Origin of the sequence: Scandinavium sp. NPDC088450 (genome assembly GCF_044900545.1) — a bacterium.
Taxonomy (GTDB): Bacteria; Pseudomonadota; Gammaproteobacteria; order Enterobacterales; family Enterobacteriaceae; genus Scandinavium.
The window spans coordinates 1-12965 of sequence record NZ_JBJDNI010000030.1; the positions used below are offsets into that span (position 1 = coordinate 1).

A 12965-nucleotide genomic window follows, 5' to 3' on the forward strand; every position below is an offset into this window, starting at 1 on the left:
AGACTTGGTATTCATTTAGTGTCCGAGGACATTAAGAATCCATGTCACTTTGAGTGCCCACACAGATTGTCTGATAAATTGTTAAAGAGCAGTTGCGACGCGCTTTAGCGCTCTGTCGCGAGGTGGCGTATATTACGCTTTCCTCTTTCAGAGTCAACCCTCAATTTCAGGATTTTTTCTCTTCAACCGAACCGGCTGTTTGTGTGAAGTGATTCACATCTGCCGTGTCGATGGAGGCGCATTATAGGGAGCTGCCGAGGAATGACAAGCGGAAAAATGCATTTTTATTTCAACCGCTCATCTTTTCGCCTTAACGCTTATTTATTCTGCTTTTTGATGGCTGCTGGCAGGCCTGACAGGCTATCAATCACCCAATCTGCTGCTTTTTCGGCTTCTTCCGTTACTGGCTTGCCGGTACGTACCAGCACTTTAGTACCAACGCCCGCGGCGGCGGCTGCCTGCATATCTTCAACTTTATCGCCAACCATAAAGGAAGCAGCCATATCTATATGTAGGAAGTCACGAGCAGAGATAAGCATGCCCGGATGCGGTTTACGGCAGTCACAAACCTGGCGGAATTCTTCTACTGTGCCTTGTGGGTGGTGAGGACAGTAATAGATACCGTCGAGATCCACGCCACGATCGGCCAGCGACCAGTCCATCCATTCGGTCAATGTTTCAAACTGCGCTTCAGTAAACTTGCCGCGAGCAATGCCGGACTGGTTGGTCACCACCACCAGCGCATAGCCCATCTCTTTCAGTTCGCGCATGGCATCAATCACGCCATCAATAAATTCAAATTCGTCAATTTCGTGCACATAACCATGATCAACATTAAGGGTGCCATCACGGTCGAGAAAAATAGCGGGAACGGTTTTAGCCACCGGTTTACTCCTGAATAAGGCATGTCCGCTTAGTATCTCATGTTTCCTGCGGCAAGAAAGTGCTCATTATCGTCGGCCTCTGATTGATTTAGACGTCTGGATGCCTTAACATCCATTTCATTAACGGTCATCGCACCACTGCGACAGCAGAAAATGCCACGGCAAAACTCCATACGATAATAAATAGCTAATGATAAAACTTTCGAATATCACCAAAGTGTTCCAGCAGGGCCACAGAACGATTCAGGCACTGAATGATGTCAGCCTGCATGTTCCTGCCGGACAAATTTATGGCGTTATCGGTGCATCAGGTGCAGGTAAGAGCACCCTGATTCGTTGCGTCAATTTACTTGAGCGCCCAACCCAGGGAAGCGTTCTGGTTGACGGTCAGGACCTGACCGCCCTTTCTGAATCACAGTTAACGAAAGCCCGTCGTCAGATTGGCATGATCTTCCAGCACTTCAACCTGCTGGCTTCACGTACCGTGTTTGGCAATGTGTCTCTGCCGCTAGAGTTGGATAACACACCAAAAGATGAAATTAAGCGTCGTGTGACCGAACTGCTGGAGCTGGTTGGGCTTGCGGATAAGCACGATAGCTACCCGGCGAACCTGTCAGGCGGCCAGAAACAGCGTGTGGCCATCGCCCGTGCGCTGGCAAGCAATCCAAAAGTGCTGTTGTGTGATGAAGCCACCAGCGCGCTGGACCCGGCAACGACTCGCTCGATTCTGGAATTACTGAAAGACATTAACCGTCGTCTCGGCCTGACCATTCTGCTTATCACTCATGAAATGGATGTGGTTAAACGCATCTGTGATTGTGTTGCTGTGATCAGCAACGGCCAGTTGATTGAGCAAGACACAGTGAGTGAAGTGTTTTCTCATCCGAAGACACCGCTGGCTCAACAGTTCATTCAATCCACATTGCATCTGGATATTCCTGAAGATTATCTGGCACGTATGAAGCCTGAACAGCAGGCTGACAGCGTACCGATGCTTCGCATGGAGTTCACCGGTCAGTCCGTTGATGCGCCACTGCTCTCCGAAACGGCGCGTCGCTTCAATGTGAACAACAACATTATTAGCGCGCAGATGGATTACGCCGGCGGCGTGAAGTTCGGCATCATGCTGACTGAAATGCACGGCACACAACAAGATACGCAAGCGGCAATTAGCTGGTTGCAGGAACACCATGTGAAAGTAGAGGTACTGGGTTATGTCTGAGCCGATGATGTGGTTGCTGGCGCGCGGCGTCTGGGAAACATTGGCGATGACCTTCGTTTCCGGTTTCTTTGGTTTCGTTCTCGGCCTGCCGGTGGGCGTGCTTCTTTATGTTACTCGTCCGGGTCAGATTGCGGAAAACGTGAAGCTGTACCGCACGCTCTCCGCGCTGGTTAACATTTTCCGTTCCATTCCTTTCATTATTTTGCTGGTGTGGATGATTCCGTTCACTCGCGTGATTGTTGGTACTTCTATTGGTCTGCAGGCAGCGATTGTGCCTCTGACTGTGGGCGCAGCACCGTTTATCGCTCGTATGGTGGAAAATGCTCTGCTGGAAATCCCAACCGGTCTGATTGAAGCCTCACGCGCCATGGGGGCAACAGTGATGCAGATTGTTCGTAAAGTCCTGCTGCCTGAAGCGCTTCCTGGTCTGGTTAACGCCGCCACCATCACTCTGATTACTCTTGTCGGTTATTCTGCAATGGGCGGAGCGGTAGGTGCCGGTGGTCTGGGTCAGATTGGCTATCAGTATGGCTACATTGGCTATAACGCCACAGTGATGAATACCGTGCTGGTATTGTTGGTGGTTCTGGTTTATCTCATTCAATTCTCCGGCGATCGCATCGTCCGGGCTGTCACTCACAAGTAACGTTACACACAACATACAACTCTAAGAGTTTAAGGAAACAAAATGGCGTTCAAGTTTAAAACCTTTGCGGCAGTGGGTGCCCTGATTGGTTCTCTGGCACTGGTGGGTTGCGGTCAGGATGAAAAAGACCCGAACCACATTAAAGTCGGCGTCATCGTGGGGGCTGAACAGCAGGTTGCTGAAGTCGCTCAGAAAGTCGCAAAAGAGAAATATGGTCTGGACGTTGAGCTGGTGACCTTCAACGACTACGTACTGCCGAACGAAGCGCTGAGCAAAGGCGATATCGATGCTAACGCCTTCCAGCACAAACCTTATCTGGATCAGCAGATTAAAGATCGCGGCTACAAGCTGGTTCCGGTCGGTAACACCTTCGTTTACCCAATCGCGGGTTACTCCAAGAAAATCAAATCTCTGGACGAGCTGCAGCCGGGCTCTCAGGTTGCTGTTCCTAACGACCCGACCAACCTCGGCCGTTCCCTGCTGCTGCTGCAGAAAGTGGGCCTGATTAAACTGAAAGATGGCGTTGGCCTGCTGCCAACCGTTCTTGATGTGACCGAGAACCCGAAAAACCTGAAAATTGTTGAACTGGAAGCCCCACAGCTGCCACGTTCTCTGGACGATGCGCAGATTGCTCTGGCCGTTATCAACACCACCTACGCAAGCCAGATTGGCCTGACTCCAGCGAAAGACGGCATCTTTGTTGAAGACAAAGATTCCCCTTACGTTAACCTGATCGTGAGCCGCGAAGATAACAAAGACGCGGAAAACGTGAAGAAATTCGTTGAAGCTTATCAGTCAGACGAAGTCTATGAAGCTGCTAACAAGATCTTCAACGGTGGCGCGGTTAAAGGCTGGTAATCTTTTCACAAAGTAATATCATTCAGGACGGGCTTAATGCCCGTCTTGTTATTTGTGTGGTCAACTGATTCAATGGCTCCCCCGGTTTAATACAGTATTGAGGAATAATTATGCGTGCTTTACCGATCTGTTTTCTGGCGCTCATTCTGAGCGGTTGCTCCATGTTTAGCAGATCCCCTGTCGAACCCGTACAAAGCACCGTAACACCTGCGAAAACTGAACCGGCTAAACCGAAAGCGACGCGTCCGGCTCCCGTAAGAATTATCACTAACGCAGAAGATTTGGTCGGTAAACCGTTCCGCGATCTCGGTGAAGTCAGTGGCGAGTCCTGCCAGGCCTCAAACCAGGATTCCCCACCAAACATCCCTACGGCACGTAAACGTCTGCAAATTAATGCTGCCAAAATGAAGGCTAATGCTGTCCTGCTGCACAGCTGTGAAGTGACCAGCGGCACACCAGGTTGCTACCGCCAGGCCGTTTGCCTTGGTTCCGCCCTCAACGTTTCGGCGCAATGAGTGGTTTTTCCTTTGAGCAGATAGGCGTTATCCGCTCGCCGTATAAAGAGAAATTTGCCGTACCGCGCCAGCCAGGGCTGGTGCAACATGGCAACGGCGAGCTCCATCTGATTGCTCCCTACAACCAGGCTGATGCTGTACGTGGTCTGGAAGAGTTCAGCCACCTTTGGGTTTTATTTGTCTTTCATCAGACGATGGAAGGTGGCTGGCGCCCAACCGTGCGCCCTCCTCGCCTGGGTGGAAATGCCCGGATGGGCGTGTTTGCCACGCGATCCACGTTTCGCCCCAATCCCATTGGCATGTCGCTGGTCGAGTTGAAAGACATTCGCTGCCAGAAAGATCAGGTCATTTTGCAATTGGGGAGTCTGGATTTGGTCGACGGTACACCGGTGGTGGATATCAAACCTTATCTGCCTTTCGCTGAAGCGTTACCTGATGCCCAGGCAAGCTACGCACAACAGGCACCTGTCGCTGCGGTTGATGTCAGCTTCACCGCCGAGCTTGAAATCCTCTTTCCACAACTTGAAAAACGTTACCCGCATCTTCGGGCCTTTATTCAGGATGTGCTGGCCCAGGACCCACGTCCGGCCTATCGCAAAGGGGAAGAAACAGGGAAAACCTACGCCGTCTGGTTACATGATTTTAACGTGCGCTGGCGCGTCACAGAGAGCGGGTTCGAAGTCTTTGCCCTGGAAGCTCGCTAATTTTCTCCTCCTCTCTTTTGGCATCTCTGCCAGGCTGATAAACTAAACCACTTTTTTTGTATCAGGCAGGGCTACCTGCCTGTTCCGATCGTTCAAATGGAACCGTAATAACATGCGTACTAGTCAATACTTGCTCTCCACTCTGAAGGAGACACCTGCCGACGCCGAGGTTATCAGCCACCAGCTGATGCTGCGCGCCGGGATGATTCGCAAGCTCGCTTCCGGGTTGTACTCCTGGCTGCCGACCGGCATGCGCGTCCTGAAAAAAGTCGAAAACATCGTGCGTGAAGAGATGGACAACGCCGGTGCCATCGAGGTGTTAATGCCTGTGGTGCAGCCTTCCGAGCTGTGGCAGGAGAGCGGTCGCTGGGAACAGTACGGCCCGGAACTGCTGCGCATTGCAGACCGTGGCGATCGTCCATTTGTTCTCGGCCCAACGCATGAAGAAGTCATTACCGATCTCATTCGTAATGAGCTCAGCTCTTACAAACAGCTGCCGCTGAACTTCTATCAGATCCAGACTAAGTTCCGTGATGAAGTTCGTCCGCGCTTTGGCGTGATGCGTTCCCGCGAATTCATCATGAAAGATGCTTACTCTTTCCATACGTCTCAGGAATCCCTGCAGGAAACGTATGATGCGATGTATACCGCATACAGCAAAATCTTCAGCCGCATGGGTCTGGATTTCCGTGCAGTTCAGGCGGACACCGGTTCCATCGGCGGTAGCGCCTCTCATGAATTCCAGGTGCTGGCGTCCAGCGGTGAAGATGATGTTATCTTCTCTGATTCCTCTGACTTCGCCGCAAACATTGAGTTTGCTGAAGCACTCGCGCCGAAAGAGCCTCGCGCGGCTGCCACTCAGGAAATGACGCTGGTCGACACGCCGAATGCGAAAACCATCGCAGAGCTGATTGAGCAGTTCAATCTGCCGGTTGAGAAAACGGTCAAAACGCTGTTGGTTAAAGCAGTTGAAGATAGCGCTTACCCGCTGGTTGCCCTGCTGGTTCGTGGCGACCACGAGCTGAACGAAGTCAAAGCGGAGAAACTGCCACAGGTAGCCAGCCCGCTGACCTTCGCCACCGAAGCTGAAATTCGCGCTATCGTCAATGCGGGCCCAGGTTCTCTTGGCCCAGTGAACATGCCAATTCCAGTGGTGATTGACCGTACTGTAGCCGCAATGAGCGATTTTGCTGCTGGCGCAAACATAGACGGTAAACACTACTTTGGCATCAACTGGGATCGTGACGCAGCGACGCCAGAAGTGGCCGATATCCGTAACGTGGTGGCTGGCGACCCAAGCCCGGACGGTAAAGGTACTCTGCTTATCAAACGCGGTATCGAAGTGGGCCATATCTTCCAGCTCGGCACCAAATACTCTGAAGCCATGAAAGCGGCTGTGCAGGGTGAAGATGGTCGTAACCAGACGCTGACGATGGGTTGCTACGGTATCGGGGTCACTCGCGTTGTCGCTGCTGCCATTGAGCAGAATCATGACGAGCGTGGCATCGTCTGGCCTGACAACATTGCGCCGTTCCAGGTAGCCATCCTGCCAATGAACATGCACAAATCTTACCGTGTGCAGGAACTGGCAGAAAAACTGTATGCGGAACTGCGTGCGCAGGGCATCGAAGTGCTGATGGATGATCGTAAAGAGCGTCCAGGCGTGATGTTTGCTGATATGGAACTGATCGGTATTCCACATACCGTGGTGATTGGCGATCGTAACCTCGACAGCGACGATATCGAATACAAATACCGTCGCAACGGTGACAAGCAGTTGATCAAAACCGGGGAAATTCTCGACTTCCTGGTTAAAGCCATCAAAGGCTAAAAAAACAAAGGCCTCGCAGTGCGAGGCCTTTTTTCTGTTCAGAGAGTGGGTAAATCAGTTACCGCACTCTTTTCCTGGTATGAATTTCGCGTCTTTATCTGTCTTCAACGTTTTCACTTGCTCGCCGGTGTCTGGGTTTGGCTCCAGCGTGAAATGCCCTTCTACTGTCAACAATACTGGTTTGGTCTCACTGCCACGTGCAGCGGCATAATCACGTTCCAGTTGCGCATTGTTCGCTACGGCAACACGTTTACCCGTTGCACAATCGGTGAAGGTAGCCGCGTCCGCCATGTAGATGTACATGCCGCGCATCGCCATCGGAGTTACGGGCAGACTCGATTTAACAGGCTCCAGCGTGTAGTTCAGCGATGAGACAATCGGATTGCCTTCTCTGTCCAGCATTTCCAGCTTATCGCCTTTCGCGCGGTAGTAGGACTTCTCGCCTTTGCTGTCGGTCAGTACCAGCTTTTCTGCTGTTCTGGCCCAAGTGCCGTAAGAACCAAACGAAGAAGGCTCACGTGCCACGCCCTGATAACGTTCATTCATTACCCAGGTTCCGTCTTTAGCGAGGAACAAGGAAGTCTCGATGCCTTCGCAGTCCGCGCAAGGTAAAACCCCGCGCCAGCTTTGCTGCATCGGCTGCAAAGACTCTTCCGCTCCAGGCTTCAACGTTTGTTCATCGGAACGGTTATTACACCCCGGTAACGCAAAAAGAATGCCCATTGCCGCCAGGGCGACCAGTACTTTCTTCACCTTAATGTCCTTATGCTGTAAATACTTTTGCTCAGTCACCGGAGTGTTTTACTCTCCCCCGCATCGCTTTGACTGAGGATTTTTGCGTTTTTGCCGCCAGTCGGCGCTCTTTTGAAGCCCGGGTTGGCCGCGTCGCCCGGCGTTGCTTTTGCTCCGCCGTAAGCGTTTGAATAACAGAAACGAGACGGGCTATCGCCGCTTCACGATTCATTTCCTGACTACGGTATTCCTGCGCTTTAATAATGATCACACCCTCGGCGGTCATTAAATGGTGGCTGCCGGCAAGCATACGCTCTTTATAATACTCTGGCAGGCTTGAGGCCCGGATGTCAAAACGCAGATGAATCGCCGTAGAGGCTTTGTTCACGTGCTGGCCACCCGCGCCCTGCGCTCGAATCGCGCTGATCTCGACCTCTTCATCGGCAATCACTACTTGCCGAGAGATAACAATCATTGCACCTGTTTCCAGTTAACAGGGACGATTTCCAGATTATTCTGAGAATCGGATAGCCAGAGCGTCCCCTCTTGCAGCGTGGCCTGCAGGGTCATATTACGGGCGGCGAAGGCGGTCAACTGTGCCAGGGTTGCGTCGTCAAAATACCAGATGGTCAAATTACTGAAACCGGATAACGGGCCCTGATTTTGCTGCCACCAGATTTCTGCCGCCCGGCTGTTATAGGCGAATAAGGCGACCTGTTGTGAACGCGAACAGGCTTTCTTCACTCGGCGTTCGTCCGGTAACCCGAGTTCAATCCACAGATCCACGCCCAGATGATCGTTGAGCAGCCAGACTTCCGGCTCATCATCGGCGCTCAACCCACGGGTAAACTGCAAACGGTCATCGGCATACATGATCCATGCCAGCAGACGTAGCATTAACCGCTCTTCCGTTTCCGAAGGATGGCGGGCCAGCGTCAGGTTTGCATCGAGGAACTGGTTTCGGTCGAGATCGGCAACATTCACTGCCGCTTTATAAATTGTCGCTTTCAGCGCCATGATTTCACTCCTGAAAATTGGCGGTCATTGTACCGAAATCAGCGCTAAAAGGCTGTCGCCAATTCACTGTCAGAAGGCTCATCCTGCTGATATTGCTTAAATGAGTATGGTATAGTCACCTTGCTAAACAGAGTTTATCTTCGTAGGCTTAAACTTGCATCCCACAGTTGAGTCAGAACGCTGACAGGAGGGCATGTGGAAAAATATTGTGAGTTAATACGCAAGCGGTATGCGGAAATAGCCAGTGGAGACTTAGGATACGTTCCGGATGCACTGGGTTGTGTGCTAAAAGTATTGAATGAAGTGGCGGCGGATGACGCGATTTCAGAGTCGGTCAGGGAAAAAGCGGCCTATGCGGCGGCAAACTTACTGGTGAGCGATTATGTCAACGAATGAGTCTTATCAACCCATCAATTGTGATGACTATGACAATCTTGAACTCGCCTGCCAGCACCATCTTGTGTTAACGCTGGAGCTGAAAGACGGCGAAGTACTGAAGGCGAAAGCCAGTGACTTAGTCTCACGTAAAAATGTCGAGTATCTGGTCGTCGAGGTTTCGGGCGATCAACGCGAACTGCGACTCGACAAAATTGCGAGCTTTAGCCACCCCGAAATTGGGACTGTGGTGGTAAGCGAAGAGTAACGTTTAAGGGCAGTTTCACTGCCCTTTTCTCTGCCTCACAATCTGCAATCCTGCTTGCCCTTCAGGGCATCTTCCTTCCAGAGTGACAAAATACCCCGCCGCCGCAATCAAGGTTTCACCATAAAACAGCAGCGGCGTGGTTTCTCGCAGCCATGGCGCTACGCCCAGTTCCTGCCAGATTTTCTTCAGCTTGCGTCCACCATTTCGCCCCACGATGTGCAATGTACCACCAGCGGTATAACGCACGCTGGCACGTTCACCCGGCGCAGGTTTGCGGATATCTTGCCCGTTAATCAAACTCAGTTCCTCATCCCCTGATAAGCGCAGCGGTTGCGTGATATCGGGCCATTCCTGTGGAGCTGGCGTTGCAACGGGCACCCACCAAAGCTGTTGCTGATAACGCCGAACAGTGTAGTCACCCAACCTCACCTGAGGATTCGCGTCTTCACGAGCGAGCGCCACTTCACGCCACAAACGCTCAAGCATTTCTCGGGACGGCATGGCAGCCTGGTGTTGAGCCAGCCAGCGTCGCAGTAATGCGCCACGGCGAACCGCACTCATCGACAGCATTGGCTCTATCGCTAGCTGCCCTTCTTTACCGCACAGTGAGCTCAATTCTTCTGCCAGCAGTTCATCCAGAAGTTGCTCCTGCTCGCCGCAAAGCTGCGCGCTCCGGGAAACCGCCTGAGAGAAATGCGACCAGCGTTCATTCAGCAAGGGCAGTACACGCAGCCGCAAAAAATTGCGGTCGTAGTCATCATCCTGATTGCTTTCATCTTCAATCCAGCTCAGGTGATGCTCTCTCGCCCACTGCTCAAGTACTTCACGGCTTTCTGCCAGCAAAGGACGAATAAGCTTTGTGCCGTAAAAATCTGACTCTGCCGCCATCGCCGACAGCCCTGCTGGGCCGCTGCCACGCTTAAGCGCCAACAGCAGCGTTTCGCACTGGTCGTCAAGATGCTGAGCGGTGACCAGAACTTCACCTTGCTGCAATGTCTGGCGAATGGCTTCGTAACGCGCCTCACGGGCCTGAGCTTCAATGCCCAGTCCTTTCTGCGCCAGCGTGACACGGACGACTTCCAGCGGAACCTGCCATTGCGCACAAACTAGCTGGCAGTGTTCAACCCAACCGTCGGCATTGACGCTTAATCCGTGATGAATATGCACTGCGCGCAATGTCGCACCTGGTGTCTGCTCTCGCCAGTGGGTTAATTGATGCAAAAGCACCGTAGAATCAAGACCACCACTGAAGGCGACCAGAACGTGCGAGTGGGCACCCAATGCACTGGCGACAAAATTCAGGCTCATATTATTGCTGATACAACTCCAACGGTAACCCGTCCGGATCGTTGAAAAACGTGAAGCGGCGGTCGGTGAAAGGGTCAATCCGAATCGCTTCGCACTTCACGCCATGGCTTTCGAGATGCGCCACAGAAGCATCAAGATCATCAACGCTAAAGGCAAGATGGCGCAGACCGCAGGATTCCGGGCGTGACGGGCGTGCTGGCGGGAACGGGAAGGAGAACAGCTCAATGGTATAGTGCCCATTGAGGGCCAAATCGCCTTTCCACGAATCCCGCTCTTCGCGATAGAACTCGCTTTGCAGCGTAAAGCCCAGGATGTCGCAATAAAACGCCTTACTCACGGCGTAGTTACTGGCGATGATGGCAATATGGTGAATCTGTTTTAAACCCAGCATGTCTGCTCCTTAAAATGTGTCCGCAGCACGTTACCCGCGCCAGGCCGACTGGCGCAAGTCCTCAGGCCTCTTTTAAGACTCGTACCCGGTAGACGCCATCTTCATCGCGTTTTGCACCGTGAATGTCAGTTTCAAAGCCCGGATAATGCCGCCCAATAGAACAGAGCATCAGCAGGAAATCCAGCACTGACCGACTCTCCTCGGTGATCATTTCACCCGGCATCAGCAGCGGCACGCCCGGTGGATAAGGCAGGATCATATTGGCTGAGACTCGACCCACCAGTCGCTCAATCTCTATTGTTTCGACTTCGCCTTTGATCTGCCGCTGCCACGCCTGATGTGGCGTCATTTTCATTTCAGGCAACACATCAAACGCGCGTAACATCAGGTGCGAAAGTTGATGCTGGCGAATAAGCTTGTGGATCCCCTGCGCCAGATCCTGAATGCGCATATTACGGTAGAAGTCCGGATCTTCAGCATACAGATCGGGAAGCATGTTTTTGACACGTAAATTCAGATCGTAAGCCCGTTTGAACTCGGTTAGCCCACGCAGCAGACCCATGGCGCGCGTTTTGTCGATCCCTATGCTGAACAGGAACAGCAGGTTGTACGGCCCCGTTTTTTCGACCACCACACCACGTTCATCAAGGAATTTCGCAACCAGCGCGGCGGGGATACCCTCTTCGCTCATCGTACCCTGTTCATCCATACCCGGCGTCAGGATAGTTACTTTTACCGGGTCCAGGAACATATGGTCGGCATCGGCATCTGCAAAACCGTGCCAGTCTTCGCCCGGTGCCACCGGCCAGCACTCAGCTTCATCCACCTGCTCAGGCTGCCAGATATCGAAGAACCACCCTTCCGATTCCTCACGTAAACGCTGCACTTCTTTGCGGAAATGTAGCGCTCGTTCAACAGAACGATTGATCAGCCGCTTACCTGGATTCCCACGCAACATCGCCGCCGCCGTTTCAATCGAGGCGACAATCGGATAACTCGGCGAAGTCGAGGTATGCATCATAAAGGCTTCGTTAAACGTGTCTTCGTCGTAATCGCCTTTGATGTGAATAAGTGAAGCCTGCGACAGCGCCGCCAGCATTTTGTGAGTGGATTGCGTTTCGTAGATGACTTTGCCCGGCACGCGATCGCCGCTCATCCCACTTTTACCCTGATAAATCGGATGGAAATGGGTGTAAGGCACCCAGGCAGAATCAAAGTGGATCGACGGCACATCCAGCGTCTCTTTAATCCAGGTGGTGTTGTAGAGCAAACCGTCGTAGGTCGAGTTAGTGATAACCGCATGCACCGGCCATTGCGCACCAGGAGCAGCTTTCACTTTCTGTGTAATCGTGTCCCGCGTGAATTCCCGGCGCGGTATGCCGCCCAAAATCCCTAGCGCATTACGTGTCGGTTTGAGCCACAACGGCACTACGTCAGTCATCATCAGGAGATGGGCTAATGATTTATGGCAGTTGCGGTCGATGAGTAGCGTGCTGCCAGCCGGTGCGGCATACATCCCGACGATTTTATTCGACGTCGACGTGCCGTTAGTCACCATGTAACTCTGCTCAGCGCCAAAGGTCCGCGCGATATACTCTTCGGCTTCCAGATGGGGTCCGGTGTGATCGAGCAGTGAACCCAATTCCGTCACCGAAATAGACACATCGGCTTTTAACGTGTTTCCGCCAAAGAAGTCATAGAACAAACAGCCTACCGGGCTTTTTTGATAAGCAGTACCGGCCATGTGCCCTGGTGTACAGAAGGTGTATTTTCCCTCTTTCACGTAGTTGAACAGCGCTCGGGTAAAGGGCGGCGTGATATTATCGAGATACTCTTTGGTGTACTGACCTATACGCGTGGCGATGTCTTCTGCTGCGCCGAGCGCATATTCAAAGAACCACAGCGCCATGCGCATATCGTGAACGCTGACGTCGAGCGTCGAATGGGTATTGATAAAGGCATACAGCGGTAGATATTCATTGAGCTGGTTGATGTCGCCACACAGCTCTACGCCGTATTCATCCCAGTCGAAAATCACGCCGCAGATCCGTGGATTCTGTTCAACAAACTTAATCAGATCCGCGCTGTTTTGCGGCCAGATGGTTTTGAATCCTTGCTGAGCCAGCGCGGCTTCCAGCTCCTGAATCGGCTGATCTTTGTGATAGACCCCGTGTGGCCCCATGATAGCGATAATATTCACGCGTTCCTCCTGGA

15 protein-coding genes are annotated in these 12965 nt (G+C 52.4%); 8 read left to right on the forward strand and 7 right to left on the reverse strand.

Features of this window, described 5'->3' with window-relative positions:
• Nucleotides 1-317: 317 nt before the first annotated feature.
• A complete protein-coding gene (gene gmhB / locus ACI2I2_RS20870; RefSeq protein ID WP_404659726.1) occupies nucleotides 318-884 on the reverse strand; it encodes a D-glycero-beta-D-manno-heptose 1,7-bisphosphate 7-phosphatase in 567 nt (188 codons plus the stop codon).
• Between the two features lie 190 nt (nucleotides 885-1074).
• Between gmhB and metN the strand changes: the two genes are divergently transcribed.
• The 6 genes from metN to proS all read left to right on the forward strand — a co-directional run bounded on the left by metN (nucleotide 1075) and on the right by proS (nucleotide 6660).
• Nucleotides 1075-2106: a methionine ABC transporter ATP-binding protein MetN gene (gene metN / locus ACI2I2_RS20875; protein WP_404659727.1), complete on the forward strand. Its 1032-nt coding sequence runs from the start codon at nucleotides 1075-1077 to the stop codon at nucleotides 2104-2106.
• Nucleotides 2099-2752, forward strand: coding sequence for a methionine ABC transporter permease MetI (locus ACI2I2_RS20880; protein ID WP_330984882.1), 654 nt, complete (start codon nucleotides 2099-2101; stop codon nucleotides 2750-2752). The genes metN and ACI2I2_RS20880 overlap by 8 nt, the downstream gene beginning before the upstream one ends.
• A 42-nt stretch (nucleotides 2753-2794) precedes the next feature.
• Entirely contained in the window at nucleotides 2795-3610 is an 816-nt protein-coding gene (gene metQ, locus ACI2I2_RS20885) for a methionine ABC transporter substrate-binding lipoprotein MetQ (RefSeq protein WP_404659729.1), read from the forward strand.
• A gap of 110 nt (nucleotides 3611-3720) precedes the next feature.
• Nucleotides 3721-4125 carry an Rcs stress response system protein RcsF gene (rcsF, locus tag ACI2I2_RS20890; protein ID WP_404659730.1) on the forward strand — a complete coding sequence of 135 codons (405 nt, stop codon included), beginning with the start codon at nucleotides 3721-3723 and terminating at the stop codon, nucleotides 4123-4125.
• Nucleotides 4122-4829: a tRNA (N6-threonylcarbamoyladenosine(37)-N6)-methyltransferase TrmO gene (gene tsaA, locus ACI2I2_RS20895; protein ID WP_330984879.1), complete on the forward strand. Its 708-nt coding sequence runs from the start codon at nucleotides 4122-4124 to the stop codon at nucleotides 4827-4829. The genes rcsF and tsaA overlap by 4 nt, the downstream gene beginning before the upstream one ends.
• Before the next feature lie 112 nt (nucleotides 4830-4941).
• On the forward strand, nucleotides 4942-6660 hold the full coding sequence (gene proS, locus ACI2I2_RS20900) for a proline--tRNA ligase (RefSeq protein WP_404659731.1): 1719 nt from the start codon (nucleotides 4942-4944) through the stop codon (nucleotides 6658-6660).
• A gap of 54 nt (nucleotides 6661-6714) precedes the next feature.
• Here proS and nlpE read toward each other — a convergent pair whose 3' ends face one another.
• From nlpE to ACI2I2_RS20915, 3 genes are read right to left on the reverse strand one after another with little or no spacing between them, the layout of a single operon-like run.
• Entirely contained in the window at nucleotides 6715-7413 is a 699-nt protein-coding gene (nlpE, locus tag ACI2I2_RS20905) for an envelope stress response activation lipoprotein NlpE (RefSeq protein WP_404659732.1), read from the reverse strand.
• A 31-nt stretch (nucleotides 7414-7444) separates the two neighbouring features.
• Nucleotides 7445-7867 (reverse strand): alternative ribosome rescue aminoacyl-tRNA hydrolase ArfB, encoded by a 423-nt coding sequence (arfB, locus tag ACI2I2_RS20910; protein WP_404659733.1) that lies wholly within the window; start codon nucleotides 7865-7867, stop codon nucleotides 7445-7447.
• Nucleotides 7864-8409 carry a YaeQ family protein gene (locus ACI2I2_RS20915; protein ID WP_404659734.1) on the reverse strand — a complete coding sequence of 182 codons (546 nt, stop codon included), beginning with the start codon at nucleotides 8407-8409 and terminating at the stop codon, nucleotides 7864-7866. The genes arfB and ACI2I2_RS20915 overlap by 4 nt, the downstream gene beginning before the upstream one ends.
• A 195-nt stretch (nucleotides 8410-8604) precedes the next feature.
• On the opposite strand from ACI2I2_RS20915, the gene ACI2I2_RS20920 reads away from it, so the two are divergent.
• Entirely contained in the window at nucleotides 8605-8805 is a 201-nt protein-coding gene (locus ACI2I2_RS20920; RefSeq protein ID WP_329699855.1) for a YaeP family protein, read from the forward strand.
• Entirely contained in the window at nucleotides 8792-9052 is a 261-nt protein-coding gene (gene rof / locus ACI2I2_RS20925; protein WP_330984874.1) for a Rho-binding antiterminator, read from the forward strand. The genes ACI2I2_RS20920 and rof overlap by 14 nt, the downstream gene beginning before the upstream one ends.
• Before the next feature lie 15 nt (nucleotides 9053-9067).
• On the opposite strand, the gene tilS is transcribed toward rof, so the two are convergent.
• From tilS to ACI2I2_RS20940, 3 genes are all read right to left on the reverse strand, one after another.
• On the reverse strand, nucleotides 9068-10360 hold the full coding sequence (gene tilS / locus ACI2I2_RS20930) for a tRNA lysidine(34) synthetase TilS (RefSeq protein ID WP_404659735.1): 1293 nt from the start codon (nucleotides 10358-10360) through the stop codon (nucleotides 9068-9070).
• A 1-nt stretch (nucleotide 10361) separates the two neighbouring features.
• Nucleotides 10362-10751: a VOC family protein gene (locus ACI2I2_RS20935; protein WP_404659736.1), complete on the reverse strand. Its 390-nt coding sequence runs from the start codon at nucleotides 10749-10751 to the stop codon at nucleotides 10362-10364.
• 61 nt (nucleotides 10752-10812) lie between these two features.
• Nucleotides 10813-12951, reverse strand: a complete 2139-nt coding sequence (locus tag ACI2I2_RS20940; protein ID WP_404659737.1) for a lysine decarboxylase LdcC — start codon at nucleotides 12949-12951, stop codon at nucleotides 10813-10815.
• Nucleotides 12952-12965 lie beyond the last annotated feature (14 nt).